The sequence below is a fragment of the Kocuria nitroreducens genome (assembly GCF_042879195.1).
In the GTDB taxonomy this organism is placed as follows: domain Bacteria; phylum Actinomycetota; class Actinomycetes; order Actinomycetales; family Micrococcaceae; genus Kocuria; species Kocuria nitroreducens.
Map to the genome: position 1 here is coordinate 1 of NZ_JBHZTC010000028.1, position 22,597 is coordinate 22,597.

General features: G+C 72.3%; 19 protein-coding genes. 11 read left to right on the forward strand and 8 right to left on the reverse strand.

From position 1 onward, the window contains the following. Positions 1 to 36: 36 nt before the first annotated feature. From ACFYE1_RS15740 to ACFYE1_RS15755, 4 genes are all read right to left on the reverse strand, one after another. A complete protein-coding gene (locus tag ACFYE1_RS15740) occupies positions 37 to 957 on the reverse strand; it encodes an IS3 family transposase (protein WP_387744907.1) in 921 nt (306 codons plus the stop codon). Next, a complete protein-coding gene (locus ACFYE1_RS15745; protein WP_387744910.1) occupies positions 954 to 1,241 on the reverse strand; it encodes a transposase in 288 nt (95 codons plus the stop codon). The genes ACFYE1_RS15740 and ACFYE1_RS15745 overlap by 4 nt, the downstream gene beginning before the upstream one ends. 605 nt (positions 1,242 to 1,846) lie before the next feature. After that, the gene (locus tag ACFYE1_RS15750; protein WP_387744969.1) at positions 1,847 to 2,767 is read right to left on the reverse strand and encodes a D-2-hydroxyacid dehydrogenase family protein; all 921 of its coding nucleotides are present in this window, start codon (positions 2,765 to 2,767) and stop codon (positions 1,847 to 1,849) included. Positions 2,768 to 2,797: 30 nt separating this feature from the next. Further along, positions 2,798 to 3,172, reverse strand: coding sequence for a hypothetical protein (locus tag ACFYE1_RS15755; protein ID WP_387744913.1), 375 nt, complete (start codon positions 3,170 to 3,172; stop codon positions 2,798 to 2,800). A 341-nt stretch (positions 3,173 to 3,513) separates the two neighbouring features. Here ACFYE1_RS15755 and pheS point away from each other — a divergent pair, with 341 nt between their 5' ends. The 3 genes from pheS to ACFYE1_RS15770 all read left to right on the forward strand — a co-directional run bounded on the left by pheS (position 3,514) and on the right by ACFYE1_RS15770 (position 7,956). After that, positions 3,514 to 4,584, forward strand: a complete 1,071-nt coding sequence (pheS, locus tag ACFYE1_RS15760; protein ID WP_387744916.1) for a phenylalanine--tRNA ligase subunit alpha — start codon at positions 3,514 to 3,516, stop codon at positions 4,582 to 4,584. 3 nt (positions 4,585 to 4,587) lie between these two features. Next, positions 4,588 to 7,140, forward strand: a complete 2,553-nt coding sequence (pheT, locus tag ACFYE1_RS15765; protein WP_387744918.1) for a phenylalanine--tRNA ligase subunit beta — start codon at positions 4,588 to 4,590, stop codon at positions 7,138 to 7,140. A 195-nt stretch (positions 7,141 to 7,335) separates the two neighbouring features. Then, positions 7,336 to 7,956 carry a hypothetical protein gene (locus ACFYE1_RS15770; protein WP_387744921.1) on the forward strand — a complete coding sequence of 207 codons (621 nt, stop codon included), beginning with the start codon at positions 7,336 to 7,338 and terminating at the stop codon, positions 7,954 to 7,956. A 93-nt stretch (positions 7,957 to 8,049) separates the two neighbouring features. On the opposite strand, the gene ACFYE1_RS15775 is transcribed toward ACFYE1_RS15770, so the two are convergent. Together ACFYE1_RS15775 and ACFYE1_RS15780 are read right to left on the reverse strand one after the other, a co-directional pair. After that, entirely contained in the window at positions 8,050 to 9,417 is a 1,368-nt protein-coding gene (locus ACFYE1_RS15775) for a M1 family metallopeptidase (RefSeq protein ID WP_387744924.1), read from the reverse strand. Continuing rightward, positions 9,414 to 10,382, reverse strand: coding sequence for a quinone oxidoreductase family protein (locus ACFYE1_RS15780; protein ID WP_387744927.1), 969 nt, complete (start codon positions 10,380 to 10,382; stop codon positions 9,414 to 9,416). The genes ACFYE1_RS15775 and ACFYE1_RS15780 overlap by 4 nt, the downstream gene beginning before the upstream one ends. 333 nt (positions 10,383 to 10,715) lie before the next feature. On the opposite strand from ACFYE1_RS15780, the gene argC reads away from it, so the two are divergent. The 7 genes from argC to ACFYE1_RS15815 all read left to right on the forward strand — a co-directional run bounded on the left by argC (position 10,716) and on the right by ACFYE1_RS15815 (position 18,377). Next, complete coding sequence (gene argC / locus ACFYE1_RS15785; RefSeq protein ID WP_387744930.1) at positions 10,716 to 11,765, forward strand: N-acetyl-gamma-glutamyl-phosphate reductase; 1,050 nt, start codon at positions 10,716 to 10,718, stop codon at positions 11,763 to 11,765. Continuing rightward, on the forward strand, positions 11,762 to 12,976 hold the full coding sequence (gene argJ, locus ACFYE1_RS15790) for a bifunctional glutamate N-acetyltransferase/amino-acid acetyltransferase ArgJ (RefSeq protein ID WP_387744933.1): 1,215 nt from the start codon (positions 11,762 to 11,764) through the stop codon (positions 12,974 to 12,976). Before argC ends, argJ begins: the two co-directional genes overlap by 4 nt. Positions 12,977 to 13,022: 46 nt before the next feature. Continuing rightward, positions 13,023 to 13,952 carry an acetylglutamate kinase gene (gene argB / locus ACFYE1_RS15795; protein ID WP_387744934.1) on the forward strand — a complete coding sequence of 310 codons (930 nt, stop codon included), beginning with the start codon at positions 13,023 to 13,025 and terminating at the stop codon, positions 13,950 to 13,952. Further along, positions 13,949 to 15,277 (forward strand): acetylornithine transaminase, encoded by a 1,329-nt coding sequence (locus ACFYE1_RS15800; RefSeq protein ID WP_387744936.1) that lies wholly within the window; start codon positions 13,949 to 13,951, stop codon positions 15,275 to 15,277. The genes argB and ACFYE1_RS15800 overlap by 4 nt, the downstream gene beginning before the upstream one ends. A gap of 8 nt (positions 15,278 to 15,285) precedes the next feature. Then, complete coding sequence (gene argF, locus ACFYE1_RS15805; RefSeq protein WP_387744938.1) at positions 15,286 to 16,254, forward strand: ornithine carbamoyltransferase; 969 nt, start codon at positions 15,286 to 15,288, stop codon at positions 16,252 to 16,254. Then, a complete protein-coding gene (locus tag ACFYE1_RS15810; protein WP_387744940.1) occupies positions 16,251 to 16,745 on the forward strand; it encodes an arginine repressor in 495 nt (164 codons plus the stop codon). The genes argF and ACFYE1_RS15810 overlap by 4 nt, the downstream gene beginning before the upstream one ends. 126 nt (positions 16,746 to 16,871) lie before the next feature. Beyond that, complete coding sequence (locus tag ACFYE1_RS15815) at positions 16,872 to 18,377, forward strand: long-chain-fatty-acid--CoA ligase (protein WP_387744943.1); 1,506 nt, start codon at positions 16,872 to 16,874, stop codon at positions 18,375 to 18,377. A 28-nt stretch (positions 18,378 to 18,405) separates the two neighbouring features. Here ACFYE1_RS15815 and ACFYE1_RS15820 read toward each other — a convergent pair whose 3' ends face one another. Continuing rightward, positions 18,406 to 18,849, reverse strand: a complete 444-nt coding sequence (locus ACFYE1_RS15820) for an ankyrin repeat domain-containing protein (RefSeq protein WP_387744946.1) — start codon at positions 18,847 to 18,849, stop codon at positions 18,406 to 18,408. A 194-nt stretch (positions 18,850 to 19,043) separates the two neighbouring features. On the opposite strand from ACFYE1_RS15820, the gene ACFYE1_RS15825 reads away from it, so the two are divergent. Further along, a complete protein-coding gene (locus tag ACFYE1_RS15825) occupies positions 19,044 to 20,564 on the forward strand; it encodes a long-chain-fatty-acid--CoA ligase (RefSeq protein WP_387744949.1) in 1,521 nt (506 codons plus the stop codon). Between the two features lie 109 nt (positions 20,565 to 20,673). Here ACFYE1_RS15825 and ACFYE1_RS15830 read toward each other — a convergent pair whose 3' ends face one another. Next, positions 20,674 to 22,350: a catalase gene (locus ACFYE1_RS15830; RefSeq protein ID WP_387744952.1), complete on the reverse strand. Its 1,677-nt coding sequence runs from the start codon at positions 22,348 to 22,350 to the stop codon at positions 20,674 to 20,676. Positions 22,351 to 22,597: the final 247 nt, after the last annotated feature.

Consider the following 22,597-nt stretch of genomic DNA (forward strand, 5'->3'; position numbering starts at 1 on the left):
ACTACATCGCCAGATCACTGCTGGAGACCGGCGGGTTCAGGCCGCGACTACACCTTGGATTCTGAAGAGCCCGTTTTGTGCCACGAGCTGCTGCTCGTAGTCGGTGGGGCTGAGGTTACCGAGCCGGGAGTGGCGCCGGCGAGGGTTGTAGAAGCCTTCGAGGTAGGAGAAGACCTCCATCTCGAGCTCGTGCCGTGTGGGCCAGGAGCGGCAGTAGACGAGCTCGGTCTTCAGGGTGGCGAAGAACGTCTCGGCCATCGCGTTATCAAAGGCCGAGCCGACCCGGCCCATCGAGGCCAGGATGCCTGAGGTGCGCAGCGTCCGGCCGAACTCGTAGGCGGTGTACTGCGACCCGCGGTCGGTGTGGTGGATCAGTCCAGGATCGGGTTTCCGAGTGAAGATGGCCATCCCGACCGCGTCCAGCACCAGTTCGGTGCGCAGGTGGTCGGCCATGGCCCACCCGACGACCTTGCGGGAACAGGCGTCGATCACCACGGCGAGGTACAGGAATCCCTCCCAGGTCCGCAGATACGTGATGTCGGCGACCCAGAGCTTGTTCGGCGCTGAGGCGGTGAACTGCCGCTCGACGAGATCCGGGGCCGTGGCCGTTGAGGCGGAGCGTTTGCCGTACTTGCCGCGGCGGCGCCGGTGGGCCCCTTCGATACCGCTCAGGCGCATCAGCCGAGCCACCTTCTTGCGGTTCCACGCAAGCCCGCGGTGGCGCAGTTCAGCGGTGAGTCGGCGAGCCCCGTACACGCGGCGGTGATCTGCCCAGGCAGCCCGGGCCTGATGCGCCTCATGTGCATCGGCCTCATCAGCAGCCGAAGGACCGCCCTCGCGCCGGCGGTGCTCGTAGTAGGCGGACTTGCTGACCCCGAGCAACCGGCACAGCCGGCGGACCCCGTAGGCGGTCTTCTCCGCATCGATGAACTCCCACAGGTCCATTCGGGAGGTCATCGACTGTCCTTGGCGAAGAAGACCGCGGCTTTTTTCAGGATCTCTTTCTCGACCTCGAGTTCGGCGACCTTCCGGCGCAGCCGGGCCAGCTCGAGGCGTTCATCGCTGCTCAGGGCCGCTGGCCCGGCGGCACGGTCACGACGGACCTTGATTACCCAGTTCCGCAGCGTCTCGTGGTTGATGCCCAACTCCCGGGCTACCTCCCGGGCGCTGCGATTACCGTCCAGCACCAGCGCCACAGCTTGCTCACGGAACTCCGGCGGGTACTTGCTCACTCGACCCATCAGGGCCTCCTTCCCTGGCTTCTGCCAAGTCTGAAGGAGTCCGGCCGATGGGGGTCACTTCAGGAATCTTCCTAAGATTGAAAGACCCGAGTGTCAACAACCTCTGTCAGTTCTAGATATGGCCGGTTATTGGCTGGTCTTCGATGAGGTGTTGCGGAGGAGGGGCACCGGTCTGCAGGAGCTGAACCTGGGTGGGGGAGACGTGAACACTCAAGCCCCGATGGCGTTGCTGGTCTTCACCGTCATGGCCGTCCGGCGCAAATGGAACGCGAGATCTACCGCGGGCGGATCACCGACTCGGTTGCCGAGCGCCGGGCCGCCGGCTAGCTAGGTGATCCGCGACCTAAGGATTGTTCCGACTCCCTTTGCCGCCGCAGCCGGGAGCTGCCCGTTTCGCCCCTTTGAAACTGCTGGAGGGCTGACGCTTCTTGTGGATAGCGGGAGGGGTGGGGACTGAAATGTAAGACGCCCGGCCGGTGGCTCGAACCGGGCGCCGTGCCGAGGATACCTGTTCGAGGCGTCAGTGGTGGTCGTCGGCATCTCGGCCCCGGTCGTCACCGACAGATGCTCCTTGGGTTGGGTGCCTGGTGGTGATCGGGTCTCGTTCAGAGGGTGCAGAGGGGTCTGTTGTCGAGGAACGCCTGGATGTTCTCCACGGCTTGGGTGTAGTAGGTCCGGTAGTTGCGTGCGGTGACGTAGCCCAGGTGGGGGGTGGCCAGGACGTTGGGCAGGTCCCGGAATGGGTCGTCCGCCGGGAGGGGCTCGGTGTCGAAGACGTCCAGGCCGGCGCCGGCGATCCGGTGATTCCACAGGACCTCCAGCAGAGCGTCCTGGTCGACGATTCCGGCTCGGGAGGTGTTGATCAGCAAGGCGTCGGGTTTCATCAGGGCCAGCTCGTTGACGCCGAGCAGTCCGCGGGTGCGATCGCTGAGCACCAGGGGGATGGAGACGATGTCGGCCTCGGTGAGCAGCGCTTCCTTGGAGTCGGCCAGCCGTGCTCCGGCGGCTGCGGCGCGTTCGGCGGTGAGGTGCTGGCTCCAGGCGAGCACGTCCATGCCGAAGGCAGCCCCGATGCGGGCGATGTGGGAGCCGATCTTGCCGAGTCCGAGCAGGCCCAGGGTGGCTCCGTGCAGGTCGGTGCCCACGGTGTGCTGCCACGGTCCGCGTTCTCGCAGGGCGGTGGCCTCGGGGAGAAGGTGACGGGTCAGGCCGAGGATCAGCGCCCAGGTCAGCTCCACGGGGGGTTCGGTGTTGCTGGTGGTTCCGCACACAGTGATCCCGTGCTCTCGGGCCGCGGGGAGGTCGATGGCGGCGTTGCGCAGGCCGCTGGTGATCAGCAGCCTCAAGCGGGGCAGGCGCTGAAGCAATGATGCCGGGAACGGAGTGCGTTCGCGCAGTGAACAGGTGGTGGACGCCACACGGGACCCGCGACCCGGTGCGGGGTCCGACGCGGAGGTGACCCACGGTGCTCGAAGCGGGTACCGGCGGCCATCGGGCGTGACCGGGACGGACGCTCGGCTTCGGATGCCCGACAGCGAAACAGCGCGAACCGAGAGTCAGGGTCGACCGGGCGGCCGGTAGCCCCCGTCGGCCAGGCCCGCCCGGACCTCGAACGGGTTGCGCAGGGCCGGGTGCCCGCACCGCAGCATCGACCACCCGGCGGCCACGAGGTAGGCCGGCAGGAACGGCAGGCCCAGGCACTTGGCCCACTGGGTCGCGTGGCGGGACTCGTGGGCGACGAGCCGGGGCCGGGCGGCGACATCGTCGATCCCGGCGCGGAACAGGACCACGTTGCCGACGGTGAAGGCCCCCGCCTTCGGCAGCCGGGGCCGGTAGCCGAACCCCAGGATCAGCCCCTCTGGGCCCCGGACCAGCCTGGTCCGCGTGGCCGCGGCGACGAGCAGACCCAGCGGGGTGGACAGGTTCGTCATGTTCCACACCTGTCGCAGGCGCGCCGATCGGCTCAGCTTCCGCATCATGCCGCCAGCCTAGGTCCGCTCCGTGCACCCCGCCCAGGTCGGGGACCACCTCGGCGGCGATCGTCAGGACCGAGCCGGAACAAGGCACGGACGGGACGGACGGCGCGGTGCTCCGGTCCCGACGGGCCACAACGTGGCGCGGGAGCGGGTGGGCGGCCCGTGAGGCCCTTGCCATAGACTGGGGTCCGCCCGCGATCCGTGCCGATCCGGGCTTCCCCGTGTTGCTCGTTCCACGGACCGTGGAACAGCGTGCCGGGACGACACCGCCCCCGAGCCGAAGAAGTCGCCAGCTGATGCCTGAACTGCCACCCGAGACCGCACCGAGCGGCGCGGTCGACCCGACCGACGAGGCCGCGGTCGCCGCCGCTGTCGAGGCGGCCCTCACCGCCGTCGAGAACGCCCACAACCTGGATGAGCTCAAAGAGGTCCGACTCGCCCACGCGGGGGAGCGGTCCCCCCTGGCGCTGGCCAACCGGCAGATCGGCTCCCTGGACAAGTCGCAGAAGGCCGCCGCCGGCAAGCTGATCGGCCAGGCCCGCGGCCGGGTGAACCAGGCGATCGCCGCCCGCACCACGGTGCTCGAGGAGGAGCGGGACGCCCGGATCCTCGTCGAGGAGGCCGTGGACGTCACCGCCGCCGGCCGGCGCCGGCGCCTGGGCGGCCGGCACCCGCTGACCAACCTCATGGAGCGCGTCGGCGAGACGTTCGTGGCCATGGGCTGGGAGGTCGCCGACGGCCCCGAGGTCGAGTCCGAGTGGTACAACTTCGACTCCCTCAACTTCAAGCCCGACCACCCCGCCCGGGAGCTGCAGGACACGTTCTTCGTGGACCCGCCGGAGGCGCACCTCGTGCTGCGCACGCACACCTCGCCGGTGCAGATGCGGACGCTGCTGAGCCGCGCGCTGCCGGTCTACGTCGTCGTCCCGGGGCGCACCTACCGCACCGACGAGCTCGACGCCACGCACACCCCGGTCTTCCACCAGGTCGAGGGCCTGGCCGTGGACCGGGGGCTGTCGATGGCCGACCTCAAGGGCACGCTCGAGCACTTCGCCCGGCAGATGTTCGGCCCCGGGGCGAAGATCCGGCTGCGGCCCAACTACTTCCCCTTCACCGAGCCGTCCGCCGAGATGGACGTGTGGCACCCGAACGCCAAGAACGGGCCGCAGTGGATCGAGTGGGGCGGGTGCGGCATGGTCCACCCGAACGTGCTGCGCGCGGCCGGCATCGACCCCGAGGTGTACTCGGGCTTCGCCTTCGGCATGGGCATCGAACGAACCCTGATGTTCCGCAACAACGTCCCGGACATGCGCGACATGGTCGAGGGCGACGTCCGCTTCAGCGAGCACTTCGGGATGGAGATCTAAGACATGCGAGTTCCTCTGTCATGGCTGCGCGAGCACGCCCCGGTCCCGGCGGGCGCGACCGCCGAGGACGTCCTGGCCACCCTGGTGACGGTGGGCCTCGAGGAGGAGGACGTGCACCGCCCCACGGACCACCTGAAGGGCCCGGTCGTGGTGGGTCAGGTGCTGTCCAAGGAGCCGGAGACGCACTCCAACGGCAAGACCGTCAACTGGTGCACCGTCCGCGTGGTCCCCGAGGGCCAGGAGCAGCCCCTGACCGGCAAGGGCATCGACCCCTCCGGCGTGCAGGGCGTGATCTGCGGGGCGCACAACTTCGAGGTCGGGGACAAGGTCGTAGTGACGCTGCCCGGTGCCGTGCTGCCCGGCAACTTCACGATCTCCGCGCGCAGGACGTACGGCCACACCTCCGCCGGGATGATCGCCTCGGTGCGCGAGCTCGGCATCGGCGAGGACCACGACGGCATCCTGGTGCTCTCGACCCTCGGCCTGGACCCGGAGCTCGGGGCGGACGCCCTGGAGCTGCTCGGGCTCCACGACGAGGCGGCCGAGATCAACGTGACCCCGGACCGCGGCTACGCGTTCTCCATCCGCGGCGTGGCCCGGGAGTACTGCCACGCCGTGCACAAGCCCTTCACGGACCCGGCCGGTACCGTGGCCCCCCGGGTGCCCGCGCCCACCGGGGACGGGTTCCCCGTGGCCGTCGACGACGACGCCCCGATCCACGGCAGCCCCGGGTGCACCCGCTTCGTCGCCCGCACGGTGACCGGCATCGACGCGACCGCCCCGACACCCCCGTGGCTGTCGGCTCGGCTGCGCCTGGCGGGCATCCGCTCGATCTCCCTGCCGGTGGACGTCTCCAACTACGTGATGCTCGAGTTCGGCCAGCCGCTGCACTTCTACGACCTCGGGAAGCTGACCGGCGGCATCACCGTGCGCCGGGCCGCCGCGGGCGAGACGCTGACCACCCTGGACGGCAGGCAGCGCGCCCTGGACCCCGAGGACCTGCTGATCACGGACGGATCCGGGCCGATCGGCCTGGCCGGGGTGATGGGCGGGGCGGCCACCGAGGTCTCGGACGGCACCGTCGACGTGCTCGTGGAGGCGGCCCGCTTCGACGAGATCTCGATCGCCCGCACCACGCGCCGGCACAAGCTCCCCTCCGAGGCGTCCAAGCGCTTCGAGCGCGGCGTGGACCCGCAGATCGCCCCGGTGGCCGCCCAGCGCGCCGTGGAGCTGCTGGTGGAGCTGGCCGGCGGCACGGCCGGCCCACAGGTCACGGACGTGGACCACACCTCCGCCCCGGCGCCGATCGAGCTGCCCTGGGACCACCCGGGCCGCCGCACGGGCGTGGAGTACACGGCGGAGCAGGTGGTCACGACCCTCACCGAGCTCGGCGCGCAGGTCGAGGCCACCGACGACGGCTGGCGCGTGGTGCCCCCGACCTGGCGGACCGACCTGGTCGAGAAGGAGGACCTCGTCGAGGAGATCGCCCGCCTCGTGGGCTACGACACGATCCCCTCGCGGCTGCCCGTGGCGCCACCCGGCCGCGGCCTGACCGCCGAGCAGCAGGCCCGCAAGCGGGTCGCCGACGCCCTCGCGGCCGCCGGACTGACCGAGGTGCTCGCCTACCCGTTCGTCGCGCAGGCGGACAACGCGCTGTGGGGCGCCCCGCAGCCCGGGGTCCCCGTGCCGTCGGTGAAGCTGGCCAACCCGATCAGCGAGGCCCAGGGGATGCTCCGCGTGTCCCTGCTCCCGGGGCTGCTGGAGGTCCTGCGGCGCAACACCTCCCGCGGCTTCCGGGACCTGGCGCTCTACGAGGTCGGGCGGGTCTTCCGCCCCGGCGAGCAGCTCGGCAGCGCGAGCATCCCCCCGCTGGGGGCGCACCCGGGCCCGGCAGTGCTCGACGAGCTCGAGGCCGGCATCCCCGCCCAGCCGCGCCACCTGGCCGCGGTCCTGGCCGGCAGGGACACGGCCGAGGCCCCGTGGACCGCACCCCGGGCGTACGACTGGCAGGATGCCCTCGACGCCGCCCGGCTGGCCGCCGAGGTCCTGGGGGTCGAGCTGACCGTCCGCCAGGGCACCCACCAGGCCTTCCACCCGGGCCGCACCGCGGTGCTCGCCACCGCCGACGGCACCCCGCTGGGCTACGCGGGCGAGCTGCACCCCCAGCTGGTGGCCGCGCAGGACCTGCCCGAGCGGACCGTCGCGATGGAGCTGAACCTCAGCTCGCTCACCGACGCCGAGGTCGAGGTCGTGCAGGCACGCCCCATCTCCGGCTACCCGGCCGCCACCCAGGACGTCGCGCTCGTGGTGGATGCCTCCGTCCCGGCCGCCGAGCTGCGGGCCGCGCTGGAGGAGGGCGCCGGGGAGCTGCTCGAGGACGTCCGCGTCTTCGACGTCTACCGGGGCCCCGGCATCGAGGGAGGCCGCAAGTCGGTCGCCTTCGCGCTGCGCTTCCGGGCCCCGGACCGCACGCTGACCGCGGACGAGGCCTCCGCCGCCCGCGAGGCGGCCGTCGCCGTGGCCGCCGAGCGCCACGGCGCCGTGCTCCGCGGCTGAGCGCCGCGCCCGGACGGCCCGCCCCCTCCGGGGGGCGGGCCGTCCGACGTCCCGCACCGCACACTGCCCCCGCGGTAACACTCGCGAACGCCGTGGTGCGCGCCGTCATCTTCGGTACTGTGGCACCGAGTCCCCGGCCGCGACCCCGGCGTTCGCGACCGCCCCCCTTCCCCGACCCCGTTCCAGGAGCGCAGCATGACCGAGGAGACCACCGACCGCCAGGACACGTTCTTCGCCTTCGACGACGAGCAGGAGGAGCGCGACGGCGGGCGCGCCCGCCGGTCGATCGCCTGGAAGCCGACGGCCGTGGGGCTGCTGGGGCTGCTCCTGGGACTTGTCCTGGCCGTCAGCGCGGCCCTCGCCTGGGACGACTCCCGGAGACTGGCCGGCTACGCGGACCGGTCGTGGGTGATCTCCGGGCAGTACCAGGACCTGACCAACGACCTGCAGACCAAGACCTACAACCCCATCTACCGCGGGGCGCTGCCCGCGGACGAGGCCGTCACCGAGCAGCCCTTCGACTCGGGCCTCGCCGACCCGCGCGTCCCGGAGGCGGGGGAGGAGATCGTCTTCCGCGGCACGCAGACGGGCTCCGGCGAGCGCGACTTCCACCGGGAGGCCGACGCCCTGCTCGCCGTCGAGGAGGGCACCCTCCAGGTGGTCGAGACCGCCGCGGCGGGCGAGTTCGGGGAGGGAGTCACCGCGGGCACCATCGCGTGGCAGCGCGTCCAGGCGGGCCTGCTGCTGCTCGCCGGCCTCGGTGCGGCCGGGTACGGGGTCTGGATCGCCCGCCGGCTCTACCGCCGGGGTCACTGACACCCGCCGCCCGGACGGCGGAACGGGCCCCTGCCGGACGCTGTGCGTCCCGCGGGGGCCCGTTCTCGTCGGGGCACGAGGGCCCGGCGCGGATCAGGGCAGGGCGGGCAGCTCCCGCCGGAGCAGCCACGCGTCGAGCAGGCCGTCGACCTCCGCCCACCGGTGCTGGGGCACGAAGCCGCGCAGGTGCTCCCTGAAGCCCTCCGTGCTCACCCAGCCGTCCCGGTTGGCGGTGACCCAGCCGTGCAGCAGGGCGCGGAAGGCGTCCTCACCCACGGTCTCCCGGATCGCGTGGACGGTGAGGGCGCCCCGGACGTAGACCACGTCGTCGAAGAGCCGCACCTGCCCGGGGTCCCCGATGACGAGGTCCTGGCGCATCTTCGAGAGGGTCCGGTGGGCCTTCTCCGCGTGCCAGCGGGCCGGCCTGTCGCCGGAGGCCTCGGACCAGATCCACTCCGAGTAGGACGCGAACCCCTCGTTGAGCCAGATGTCCTGCCACGAGGAGAGGACCAGGCTGTTGCCGAACCACTGGTGGGCCAGCTCGTGCGCCACGAGCCGCTGCTCCTCCCAGTCGGTGCCCAGCTGGTTCTTGCCGAACACGGAGCACGCGTAGCACTCGAACGGGTCCTCCAGCGACTCGTCGACGACCACCACGGTGTAGCTCGGAAAGGGGTACGGGCCGAACCAGTCGCTGAACACCTCGATCATCCGGCCCTGCTCCGCGAACGTCTTCTCCGCCTTCTTGCGCCGCTTCCTGGAGCACACGAGGTGCTGCGGGACGCGGGAGCCCGTGAGCTCCCGCCGCTCGTACGGGCCGATCTGCACGGTCGCCAGGTAGGGCGGCAGGGGCACCCGGGACGTGTACACCCAGTGGCGCTCGCCGCCGCGCTCCACCACGGACTCCAGCTCCCCGTGGACCACCACCTCGTAGTCGGCGTCGGCGTGCACGGCGACCCGGTAGGTCGCCCGGTGGGAGGGGTGGTCGACGCACGGGAACCAGGTGGACGACCCGGTGGGCTGCCCGGCGACGAGCACGCCGTCGTCGAGCTCGGCCCAGCCGATCTCGCCCCAGGGGCCGTCCAGGGACTCGGGGTACCCCTCGTAGGCCACGGTGAGCGTGAACGCCTCCCCGGCGGCGACGAGGCGGGGCAGGGTCAGCACGAGACGGCTTCCGCGGTGGTCCGCGCGGACCCGGCGGCCGCCGAGCAGACCGCCGAGCCCGCCGGAGCCGAACCGGACGTCGGTCACGGCGAGCTCGGTGAGGTCCAGCTCGATCCGGTCCGTGTCGTGCAGCGCGCGGCAGCTCAGGGTGGCGCGCGCCTCGAGGCCGTTGTCCTCGACGTCGTAGTCGAGGTCGAGGTCGTAGTGCTCCACGGTGGCCGCGCAGCACCCGACGATGGGGGTGTACGGGTCCCGCGCGCCGTCCGCGCCGAGGAAGCGGTGCATCGGTGCCGGGCTCACGGGACCAGCAGCAGCTTGCCCTGAGCGGCGCGGGACTGGAGCAGCTCGTGCGCCTGCCGTGCCTGCGCGAGCGGGAACGTCTCGGCGACACGGATGGTCAGCGACCCGTCGAGCACCGCGTCGAAGAGCTCGCCGGCGCGCCAGTTCCGCTCCTTCTCGTCGAGCAGGTAGTCGTTGAGCGTGGGCCGGGTCAGGTACAGGGACCCGTGCTGGGCGAGCCGTTGCGGGTCCAGCGGCGGCACCTGGCCGGAGGAGCCACCGAAGAGGGCCAGCGTCCCGCGCTTGCGCAGCGTCCGGAGCGACTCGTCGAAGGTGTCCTTGCCCACCGAGTCGTAGACGACGTCGGCGCCGCGGCCACCGGTGAGCTCCCGGACGCGCTCGGCGAAGCCCTCGTAGCCCACCAGGGCGACGTGGGCGCCCAGCGAGCGCGCGGTCTCCGACTTCTGCTGCGAGCCCACCAGGGCGATCACCGTGGCTCCGAGCGCCGTCAGCAGCTGCACGGCGAGGCCCCCGACCCCGCCCGCGCCCGCGGTGACGACGGCGACGTCGCCCTCCTGGACCGGGTACGTCGAGCGGACCAGGTAGTGCGCGGTGAGGCCCTGCAGCGGGACGGCCGCGGCGACCTCGTCGGGAACGCCGGTGGGCACGCGCAGGGCCTTGTCGGCGTCCACGAGGAAGGCGTCGGCGTAGGTGCGGGAGGCCTGCGACGTGGTGATCCGATCGCCCAGGGCGAAGTGCTGCACGTCGGAGCCCACGCCCGTCACCACGCCCATGCCCTCGGAGCCCGGCGTGAAGGGGTGCTCCACGGGGTAGTCGCCCTCGCGCTGGTAGACCTCGATGAAGTTCACCCCCGCGGCGCGGGTCTCGACGAGCAGCTGGCGGGGGCCGGGTTCGAGGTCCGGGCGCTCGCCGAGGGTCAGGACCTCGGGGCCTCCGGCTCGTTCGACCATGACGCTACGGACCATGACGGGTACCTCCTGGACATCGCGGACGGGAACTCTGCCATGGTAGGCGCGACGCCCCGCCGCGCTCTCCCCGCAGGGGTCGCGGAGGGGTAGCGTGTGCACAAGAGGGGGCACTGAAATACCCCCGTCATCATCGAGATTTGCACTTGGGAAGCGTAGATTCGGGTGCAGAGCCGTTCCGGGGGGACGCGAGAGCGGCCGTGGCTGATCCGAACGGGGGACCCCCGACGTGCTCCGACGACGGCGCACCCGCACCCCTGCTCTGCCGGTTCTCCTCCCGTAGCGTGCATAAATATTGAAGACCATGCATAACTTTGAGCTAGAGTAGGCCTTATGACGTTCAGCGCAGCAGTTTCGGGGGCATCCGGCTACGCCGGTGGCGAGGTCCTGAGGATCCTCGCCGGTCACCCGCAGATCGAGATCGGGGCCGTGGGGGCCCACTCCAACGCGGGCCAGCGGCTGGGGGAGCTGCAGCCGCACCTGCACTCCCTCGCCGACCGGGTGCTCGTCGACACCACGGTCGAGAACCTCGCCGGCCACGACGTCGTCTTCCTCGCCCTGCCGCACGGCGCCTCCGCCGCGATCGCCGCGCAGCTGCCGCCGGAGACCGTGGTCGTCGACGCCGGCGCCGACCACCGGCTCGACTCCGCCGAGGAGTGGGACCAGTTCTACGGCTCTCCGCACGCCGGGACGTGGCCGTACGGACTGCCCGAGCTCGTCGTGGACGCCGAGGGCACCCGCCAGCGCGAGCAGCTCCGCGGGGTCACGCGCATCGCGGTGCCGGGGTGCTATCCGACCAGCGCCCTGCTCGCCCTGGGCCCGGGCTTCGCCGCCGGTCTCCTGGAGCCCGAGGACGTCGTGATCGTCGCGGCCTCGGGCACGTCCGGGGCCGGCAAGGCCGTCAAGGCGCACCTGCTGGGCTCGGAGGTCATGGGCTCGATGACCCCGTACGGGGTGGGCGGCGCCCACCGGCACACCCCCGAGATCGAGCAGGGCCTCTCGAGGGCCGCGGGGCACCGCGTGCGGATCTCCTTCACGCCGACGCTGGCTCCCATGCCCCGGGGCATCCTGACGACCGCCACCGCACGGGTCGCCGAGGGCGTGACCGCCGCCCAGCTGCGGGAGGCCTGGGAGAGCGCCTACGTGGCCGAGCAGTTCGTCACCGTCCTGCCCGAGGGCCGGTGGCCCTCGACGAAGTCGGTGGCCGGCTCCAACCACGCCCAGCTCCAGATCGCCCACGACGCCCGGGCGGGCCGCGTCATCGTCACGTGCGTCATCGACAACCTCGTCAAGGGCACCGCCGGCGGCGCCGTCCAGTCCATGAACCTCGCCCTCGGCCTGCCGGAGGACACCGGCCTCAACCTCCAAGGAGTCGCACCGTGAGAACGTACCCCTCCCAGCAGCCGGCCGGCACCCTGCAGGTCGACACCACCCGCGGCGTGGCCGCCGCCCAGGGCTTCCGCGCGGCCGGCACCACCGCGGGCTTCAAGGACTCCGGCGGACCGGACCTCGCCCTCGTCGTCAACGACGGGCCCCAGCACCACGTCGGGGCCGTGTACACGACCAACCGGATCGCCGCCGCGCCCATCCAGTGGTCCAAGGCCGCGACCGCGGACGGCAGGGCCGCCGCCGTGGTCCTCAACTCCGGCGGCGCCAACGCGTGCACCGGACCGCAGGGGTTCCAGGTCTCCCACCGGACCGCCGAGCTCGTCGGCGAGGCGCTCGGCGTCGGGGCGGGGGACGTCGTCGTGTGCTCCACCGGGCTCATCGGCATCCAGCTGCCCCTGGACGTCATGGAGCGCGGCCTGCCCGAGGTCGTGGCGGCCCTCGGGGACGACGACGCCGCCGGGGCCGCCGCGGCCCGAGCCATCATGACCACCGACTCCGTCTCCAAGCAGGCCGCCTACGTCCGCGACGGGTGGACGGTCGGCGGCATGGCCAAGGGCGCGGGCATGCTCGCCCCCGGACTGGCCACGATGCTCGTGGTGCTCACGACCGACGCCGAGCTCTCCTCCGACGCCCTCCAGTGGGCGCTCGAGGACGCGGTGAAGGTCACCTTCAACCGCACCGACTCCGACGGCTGCATGTCGACCAACGACACCGTGGTCCTGCTCGGCTCGGGCGCCTCCGGGATCACCCCGGACGAGTTCGAGTTCAGCCAGGCCGTGACCGCCGTGTGCCACTCGCTGGCCCAGCAGCTCATCACGGACGCCGAGGGCGCGTCCCACGACATCGAGATCACCACGGTCAACGCCGTGACCGAGAAGCAGGCGGAGGACGTGAGCCGCTCCGTGGCCCGCTCCAACCTCTTCAAGGCCGCGATCTTCGGCAACGACCCCAACTGGGGCCGCGTCCTGTCCGCGGTCGGCACCACTGACGCCGCGTTCGACCCCGACCAGCTCGACGTCACCATCAACGGGGTCATGGTCTGCCGCAACGGCATGATCGGGGACCCGCGCGAGGGCGTGAACCTGGCCGCCGACCGCAGGGTCACCGTCCTGGTCGACCTCAAGGCCGGGGACGCCGACGCCACCGTCTGGACCAACGACCTCACCCACGACTACGTCGAGGAGAACAGCGCCTACTCCAGCTGACCAGCCCGCCCACCAGCACAGCACCGACCCCCGGCGCAGGAGAAGCATGACCGACCCCAGTGACCCGACCCGCTACGAGACCGCACAGCTGAAGGCGGGCACCCTGATGGAGGCCCTGCCCTGGATCCAGCGCTACTCCGGGTCCGTGATGGTCTTCAAGTACGGCGGCAACGCCATGGTCTCCGAGCCGCTGCGGCAGGCCTTCGCGGAGGACATGGTGTTCCTGCGCCACGTCGGCATCAAGCCGGTCGTGGTGCACGGCGGCGGGCCCCAGATCAACCGCATGCTGGAACGGCTGGGCATCGAGTCGGAGTTCCGCGGCGGGCTGCGGGTCACCTCCAGGGAGGCCGTGGACGCCATTCGCATGGTGCTCACGGGGCAGGTCCAGCGGGAGCTCGTCTCCCTGCTCAACGCCACCGGCCCGTACGCCGTCGGGCTCTCGGGGGAGGACGCCGAGCTGTTCCGGGCGGCCCGCCGGGGCACCGTCGTGGACGGCGTGGAGGTGGACCTCGGCCACGTGGGCGAGGTCGTCGGCGTCAACCCCGAGCCCGTCACCCAGCTCCTCGAGGCCGGGCGGATCCCCGTCATCTCCTCGGTGGCGCCGGAGGTCGACGCGCACGGCCGCCTCACGGGGGAGATCCTCAACGTCAACGCGGACACCGCCGCCGCCGCCGTCGCCGTGGCCCTGCGCGCCGAGAAGTTCGTGGCCCTCACCGACGTCGAGGGCCTCTACGCGGACTGGCCCGACAGGGACTCGCTCATCGCGTCCCTCTCCGCCTCGGAGCTGCGCGCGATGCTCCCGGGCCTGCAGGCCGGGATGATCCCCAAGATGGAGGCGGCCCTGCGGGCCGTGGAGGGCGGGGCGCGCCGGGCGTCCATCGTCGACGGGCGCAGCCCGCACACGTGCCTGCTCGAGATCTTCACCGACACCGGCATCGGAACCCAGCTCGTCCCCGACCACGGAGCATCGTCATGACCGCCCAGCACACCACCGCCCAGCACACCGCTTCCCGGTACTCCGCCCAGACCGCCCTGCTCGGCGAGTACGCCGACTCGCTGCTCGGCGTCTTCGGCAGCCCGTCGCTCGTGCTCACCCACGGCAAGGGGGCCGTGGTCACCGACGCCGACGGCCGGGACTACCTCGACCTGCTCGCGGGCATCGCCGTCAACGCCCTCGGCCACGCCCACCCGCGCTGGGTGGAGATCGTCTCCCGCCAGCTCGCCACGCTGGGCCACGTCTCCAACTTCTTCACCTCGCCCCAGCAGATCGCCCTCGCCGGCAAGCTGCTGTCCCTGGCGGGCGCGCCCGCGGGCTCCCACGTCTTCTTCGCGAACTCCGGGGCGGAGGCCAACGAGGCCGCCTTCAAGCTGGCCCGTCGCCACGGCCACGAGCACCCCGGCCCGGACGGCCGGCCCCGCGGCACCGTCCTCGCCCTCGAGTCCGCCTTCCACGGCCGCACCATGGGCGCGCTCGCCCTGACCGCCAAGGAGGCGTACCGGGCGCCCTTCGCACCCCTGCCGGGCGGGGTGCAGCACATCCCCGCGACCGTCGAGGCCCTCGAGGAGCATCTCGACGGGACCGTCGCCGCGCTGATCGTGGAGCCCGTCCAGGGCGAGGCCGGCGTGCGCGAGCTGCCCGAGGGCTACCTCCGGCGCGCCCGGGAGCTGACCCGCCGGCACGGCGCGCTGCTCGTCGTGGACGAGGTGCAGACCGGGATAGGCCGCACCGGCCGCTGGTTCGCCTCCTCCGCCGAGCTCACCGGCGGCGACCTGCCGGACGCGATCACCCTGGCCAAGGGGCTCGGCGGCGGCTTCCCGATCGGCGCGATGCTGACGGTCGGCGCGGAGGTCTCCGCGCTGCTCGGGGCCGGCCAGCACGGCACGACGTTCGGCGGCAACCCGCCGGCCACCGCCGCGGGTCTCGCCACCGTGACCGTGATCGAGGAGGACGGCCTGCTCGAGCACGCCCGCACCGTGGGCGCCGTGCTCGGCGAGGGCCTGCGCGCGGTCCCCGGGGTCGGCGACGTGCGCCAGCGCGGACTGCTGATCGGCGCCGACCTCGAGGTCCCCGAGGGGGCCACCGCCCCGTTCGGGCCCGCCGTGGTCGAGGCCGCCCGGGACGCCGGGTTCATCGTCAACGCGACCGGCCCCGGGACCCTGCGCCTGGCCCCGCCCCTGATCCTCACCCCGGAGCAGGCGCGCACCTTCCTCGACGCGCTCCCCGCGATCCTGAGCACCGCCACCGCCGCCGTCACGGCCCCCGCCACGACCGCGCCCGAGACCCCGCCGAAAGAAGCATGAACCCGTCCATGACCCCCCGCCACTTCCTCGTCGACACCGACCTCTCCCAGCAGGAGCAGGCCGAGGTGCTGGAGCTGGCCGCCCGCCTCAAGGCCGACCGCTGGGCCCACCGGCCCTACGCGGGGCCGCAGACGGTGGCCGTGATCTTCGACAAGACGTCGACCCGCACCCGGGTCTCCTTCGCGGCCGGGATCGCCGACCTCGGCGGCAGTCCGCTGATGATCAACCCGGGGGAGTCCCAGCTGGGCAAGGAGAGCGTGGCGGACACCGCGCGCGTCTTCTCCCGCATGGTCTCGACCATCGTGTGGCGCACCTACGCCCAGTCCGGCCTGGAGGAGATGGCCGCGGCCTCGACCGTCCCCGTCGTCAACGGGCTCTCCGACGACTACCACCCGTGCCAGATCCTCGCGGACCTGCTCACGGTGCGGGAGCACCGGGGGAGCCTGGCCGGGCTCACCTTCGCCTATCTCGGGGACGCCGCCAACAACATGGCCCACTCCTACCTGCTCGGCGGGACCACCGCGGGCATGCACGTGCGCGTCGCCGGACCGGGAAGCCACCTCCCGGACCCGGCCGTGGTGCAGGCCGCCGAGGAGCGCGCCGAGCGGACCGGAGGGTCCGTGCGCGTGACCACCGACCCGGCCGAGGCGCTCGCCGGGGCGGACGTGGTCTGCACCGACACCTGGGTGTCCATGGGGCGGGAGGCGGAGACCGAGGTGCGGGCGCAGGTCTTCCGGGAGTACACCGTGGACGCCGCGGCGATGGCCCAGGCCGCGCCCGGGGCGCTGTTCCTGCACTGCCTGCCCGCCTTCCGCGGGTCCGAGGTCGCGGCCGAGGTCATCGACGGCCCGCAGTCCGTCGTGTGGGACGAGGCGGAGAACCGGCTGCACGCCCAGAAGGCCCTCCTCGTGTGGCTCATGGCCCGCTCCGGGCGGTACGACCTGGACGCCGCCGACGCCCCTGCCGTCCCGGCATGACCATCCCCGCGACCAAGACCGCACGGCAGGCCCGGATCGTGGCCCTCGTGACCGGCGGGGCGATCCACTCGCAGGCCGAGCTGGCCGCCCGGCTGGGCGAGGACGGCGTGCAGGTCACCCAGGCCACGCTCTCCCGTGACCTGGTGGAGCTGGGGGCCGTCCGGGTGCGCGACGGCTCCGGCGCCCTCGTCTACGCCGTCCCCCAGGCCGGGGCCGACCGCTCGCCCGCCTCGGGGATCACCCAGGAGGTGCTCGACGCGCGCCTGGCCAGCCTGTGCCGCGAGCTGCTGGTCACCGCCGAGGCGAGCGCGAACCTCGTGGTGCTGCGCACCCCGCCGGGGGCCGCCCAGTACTTCGCGTCCGCCATCGACACGTCCGTGCTCCCCGCCGTCCTCGGCACCATCGCCGGCGACGACACGATCATGGTGGTGTGCCGGGAGGCCGACGGCGGCCACGCCGTGGCCCGCCGCTTCCTGGAGCTCGCCGAGTGAGGGCCGGGCCCGGGCGCACGGCGTGATCCCCCGGGGCGGCCCGTGCACGGTCCGGGGCGGGAGCCGGTGTGGTGCAATGTTCCCCACACCGTCCACTACGCGGTCCGCCCCGGAAGGAGCGCCCTCATGCCGAACCTGGCGTCCCTGCTCGTCGACACGGCCGCCCGGCTCCCGCGGCGCCCCGCCGTGGTGCTCGACGACACCGTCCTCAGCTACGCCGAGCTCGACGACCTCTCGGCGCGCGCCGCCACCCTGCTGCGCGACGGAGGCGTCCATCCCGGGGACCGGGTAGCGCTCATCGCGCCGAACGTCCCGCACATGCCGATCGCCTACTACGGGATCCTGCGCTCCGGGGCCGTCGTGGTCCCGCTCAACCCGCTGCTGACCCCGCGCGAGCTCGCGCACCACTTCCAGGACGCCGAGGTCTCCGCGGTCGTGGTGTGGGAAGCCATGGCCGGGGCCTGTCGCGAGGCCCTCGAGCGGCTGGGGCTCGACGTGCCGGTGGTCGAGCTGTCGGCCGCCGGCACCCTCCAGCGGCTCGCGGGCGTGGAGCCGCTGGCCGGTCTCGAGCAGCGCGGGGCGCAGGACATGGCGGTGCTGCTCTACACGTCCGGCACCACGGGACGGCCCAAGGGGGCGATGCTCACCCACGACAACCTCCTCGGCAACGCCGAGATGGTCGTGGACCTCTTCCGGATCGTCCCCGAGGACGTGTTCTTCGGCGGCCTGCCCTTCTTCCACGTCTTCGGCCAGACCGTGGCGCTCAACGCGGTGGTCGCCGCGGGCGCCGCCGTGACCCTGCTCCCGCGCTTCGCCCCGCGCACGGTGCTGGAGATCCTCGAGCGGGACGGCGTCACCGTCCTGGACGGGGTCCCGAGCATGCACGTCGCCCTGCTGGGGGCGGCCGGGGACCGCCCGGTGGCCCTCCCCGCGCTGCGGGCGGCCATCTCGGGCGGGGCCGCGCTGCCGGTCGAGGTGCTCCGGCGCTTCGAGGGCGTGTTCGGGGTCCGCCTCTACGAGGGCTACGGGCTGTCCGAGACGTCCCCGGTGGTCAGCTTCAACCAGCTCGACGGGCCCGTCCGGCCCGGCTCGATCGGCACGGCCGTCCCCGGCGCCCGGCTGCGCGTCCTCGACGACACGGGGGCGGAGGTGCCCACGGGAGAGGTCGGGGAGCTGGCCGTGGCGGGGCGCTACGTGATGGCCGGCTACTGGCGCAACCCGGAGGCCACGGCCGAGGCGGTCCGGGACGGATGGTTCCGCACCGGGGACCTCGCCCGCATGGACCAGGACGGCTGCGTCTTCATCGTGGACCGCAAGAAGGACATGATCCTGCGGGGCGGCTACAACGTGTACCCCCGGGAGGTCGAGGAGGCGCTGTACGAGCATCCCGCGGTCGCGGAGGTCGCCGTGGTCGGGATCTCGGACGAGGTGCAGGGCCAGGAGGTCGCGGCGTTCGTGGTGCTCACGGCCGAGGCGGCCCCGGACGGCGAGCGCCTGGTGCCCGAGCTGCGGTCCTGGGTGCGCGAGCGCGTGGCCTCCTACAAGCGCCCGCGGCTCTACCGGGTGGTGGACGCGCTGCCCAAGGGGCCCACCGGCAAGATCCTCAAGCGCGAGGTGGAGGGCCTCGTCTGAGCGGCCGGCGGGTGCGCGTCCCGCGGTCTCAGCGGGCCTCGTACTCCTCGAGGACGGGGACGAGGTCCGTGCGCTCGAAGACCCGGGCGAAGTCGAGGGCGGAGTGGGCGCCGGCCGTCTGCGAGGCCCCGGCCTCGAGCAGCGTCCGGACGATCGTCTCGTTGCCCCGGAACACCGCGCTCATCAGTGCCGTCTGCCCGTTGTCGTTGACCCGGTCCGGGTCCGCCCCGGCCTCGAGCAGCGCCGCGACGGTCCCCTCGCGCTGGTGGTAGGCCGCGAGGACCAGCAGGGTGTCGCCCTTGCCGTTGGTGAGGTTGACCGGGACACCCGCGCGCACGGCCGGAAGGAGGTTCTCGGTGTCCCCCGTCCGGGCCATCTCGAACAGGGAGAGCACGTAGGCCATCTCCTCCTCGGTCAGCTGGGGGGCCGCCCCGTCCTGGGGCTGATCGGGCTGCTGGGGGTTCTCGGTCACGGGTGATCCTTCGCGGTCGGTCGGGTGGTGCTCCTGCCGGCCAGTTTATCGGGGGCGGGGCGCATGGCACGCGCCACCTGGAAGTACCCGGGTCTTGACGTTGCAGTAACCGACTGGCACGCTCGGGTGACACAGCTCACCCCGTGCCCGTTCCTCGCGCCGGTGCCCGTGCACCGGGGATCCGGAGTTCCGCCATGACGAATCTCGTCAGTCTGCTCACCGACACCGCCGCGGCCTCCCCGGAGTCCCGGGCCGTGGTCCTCGACGACAAGGTCCTGACCTACGGGGCCCTCGACGACCTGTCGGCGCGGGTCGCGTCGATGCTCGCCGCGACCGGGATCGGGTCGGGGGACCGGGTGGCGATGATCCTGCCCAACGTCCCGCACATGCCGATCGCCTACTACGGGATCCTGCGCGCGGGCGGCGTGGTCGTGCCCCTCAACCCCCTCCTCAGCCCCCGGGAGCTGGCGTACCACTTCGAGAACGCGGACGTGTCCCTGGTGCTCGTCTGGGAGGCCATGGCCGAGGCCACCCGCGCCGCGGTCGCGGACCTGGGCCGGGACGTCCGGGTGGTCGAGGTCTCGGCCGCCGGGACGCTGCAGGCCCTCGGAGAGGTCCCGCCGCGGTCCGATGTCGCCGACCGCGACGACGACGCGCCCGCCGTGCTGCTCTACACCTCCGGGACCACGGGCCGGCCTAAGGGTGCCGTCCTGACGCACCACAATCTGCGGACCAACGCGGAGCTGTCCGCGGACCTCTTCGATCTGGGGCCCGGGGACGTCATGTTCGGGGCCCTGCCGTTCTTCCACGTGTTCGGCCAGACCGTGGCGCTCAACGGAGTCGTCCAGGCGGGAGCGACCGTCACGCTGCTGCCGCGCTTCGACCCGGCCAAGGCGCTGCAGATCCTGGCGCGGGACGAGGTCACGGTCTTCGCGGGGGTGCCGAGCATGTACGTCGCGCTGCTCGCCGCGGCGGACGGGAGCCGGGTCGAGCTGCCGCACCTGCGGGCCGGAGTCTCGGGCGGGTCCCCGCTGCCGGTCGAGGTCCTGGAGCGCTTCGAGAAGGTGTTCGGGGCGCCGATCTACGAGGGCTACGGCCTGTCCGAGACCTCCCCGGTGGTGTGCTTCAACCAGAAGGACCGGGGGCGCCGGCCGGGCTCGATCGGCACCGTGGTGCGGGGCGCGCAGCTCAAGGTCGTGGACGACCTCGGTGACGAGGTCCCCGTCGGGCAGATCGGCGAGCTCGTCGTGGCCGGGGAGTACGTGATGGCCGGCTACTGGCGCAACCCCGAGGCCACCGAGGCCGCGATCCGTGACGGCTGGTTCTCCACGGGGGATCTCGCCCGGGTGGACGAGGACGGCTTCTACTACATCGTGGACCGGAAGAAGGACATGGTCCTGCGGGGCGGCTACAACGTCTACCCCCGCGAGGTCGAGGAGGTGATCTACCAGTTCCCGGGCATCGCCGAGGCCGCGGTGGTCGGGGTGCCGGACGAGGCGATGGGCGAGGAGGTCGCCGCCGTCGTCGCCTTCCGCCACGTGCCCGAGGGGGAGCAGGACGAGAAGGTCGACGCGCTGGACGCCTTCGTCCGCGAGCGCGTGGCCAGGTACAAGCACCCGCGCTACTACAAGGTGGTCGACGAGCTGCCGAAGGGTCCGACCGGCAAGATCCTCAAGCGGTCCCTGGACCTCGAGGGCGCCGAGCACCGCGGTTGAGCCGGGACGCCGGAGGGGCCGGCCGCTGGACGCGGCCGGCCCCTCCGGCGTGCTGGGTCCACCGGACCCCGGGGGAGGCGCCCCGTGCGGGGCGCCCGGAGTCACGGGGTCAGTTGGACATCATCGCGGGGCTCGCCTGCTGGGGCTCGCGCTCCACGCGCACGTGCTCGTTGGGCACGCAGTGGGTCATGGTGAGACCCGCCACGTCCCGGGGGCCGTTGTTGCCGAGGTTCGCCACGCGCTGCAGCTCCTGCTCGGTCAGCCGCTGGGTGGGCAGGGGACCCAAATCCTGGACGTCCTCGAGGGAGACGCCGATGCCGTCGCCCACGCGGCGGCCCATCTCGTCCTCGACCATGTAGAAGTGCCAGACCATGCGCTCCTGGATCGGGCGGTCGCACTGGGACAGCGCGTCGACCAGGTTGGCGATGAGCTCCTCCTTCTCCCAGTCCTCCTGGAGCTGGAAGCGCTCGCCGGCCTGCTGGTAGTCGTTGGTCCGCTCGATCTGGGCGCGGGTCAGGCGCGCGTCGATCCGAGGGCCGACCTCGGGCTGGTACCCCTCGGGCTTCGGGGTCTCCTGCACGCCGCCGGTGATGGACGGCTCGTAGTTCACGTGCGGGTTCTGGCCGGGGGCCAGGTCCACGCCGTAGGCCATCTGGCCGTCGCGCTGGTTGGTGGCCACCGGGGCCTTCGCCGCGTTGACCGGCAGCTGCAGGTAGTTCGGGCCCACGCGGTAGCGCTGGGTGTCCGAGTAGGAGAAGGTGCGGCCCACGAGCATCTTGTCGTCGGAGAAGTCGAGGCCGTCCACCAGCACGCCGGTGCCGAAGGCGATCTGCTCGTTCTCCGCGAAGAAGTTCTGCGGGTTGCGGTTCAGCACCATGCGGCCGACCGGCTTCGGCGGGAACAGCTCCTCCGGCCACACCTTCGTGTCGTCCAGCGGGTCGAAGTCCAGCTCGGGGTGGTCGTGGTCCTCCATGACCTGGACCTGCAGCTCCCACTCGGGGTAGTCGCCGGCCTCGATGGCGTCGTAGAGGTCCTTGGTGTGCGAACCCAGGGTCTGCGCCTGGATGTTCGCGGCGTCCTCGGAGGTCAGCGACTTCACGCCCGGCTTCGGGATCCAGTGGTACTTCACCAGCACGGACTCACCGGCGGCGTTGACCCACTTGTAGGTGTTCACGCCGAAGCCCTGCTGGTGGCGGTAGTCCGCCGGGATCCCGCGCGGGGAGAACAGGATCGTGATCATGTGCATCGCCTCGGGCGACTGGCTCCAGAAGTCGAAGGCGCGGTTGGCGACACCGGCCTCGAAGTTCACGGGATCCGGCTTCTGGGAGTGGATGAAGTCCGGGAACTTGATGGCGTCCCGGATGAAGAAGACGCCGAGGTTGTTGCCGACGAGGTCCCAGTTGCCGTCCTCGGTGTACATCTTCACGGCGAAGCCGCGGGGGTCGCGGGCCACCTCGGAGGAGTCCCGGCCGCCGGCCACCGTGGAGAAGCGCACGGCGGTCTCGGTGCGCTTGCCGGCCTCGCTGAAGACCTTGGCGCGGGTGTACTTGGCGATGGGCTCGTCGCCGTACGTGCCGTAGGCCTCGAAGTAGCCGAAGGCGGTGGTGCCGCGGGCGTGCACCACGCGCTCGGGGATCCGCTCGCGGTCGAAGTGGCTCATCTTCTCGAGGAACGCGTAGTTCTCGAGGGTCGCGGGCCCGCGCGAGCCGACGGTGCGGGTGTTCTGGTTGTCGTGGACCGGGTGACCCTGGCGTGTGGTGAGGGTCTGCTCGGGAACGTTCGTCATGGGGTTCCTCTCGGGATAGGGACCGGGTGTGGAGGGCGGCCGGGACGCGTGGGTCCTCGCCGTTCCGGGTGTGATCGTTCGGTACGGACCACACCTCGCCCCCAGTATGTCGGAACGGGCGCGCTATTGCTAGCGATTCATAATTGGGGAGTGGCGCACCGCGCCAGTGCAGGTCGGAGGCGTGCTCGGGCCCTGCGGCGGGCGGACTCCCACTGGTCGACCACAGGGTGCCGGGGTGTCGCGACCG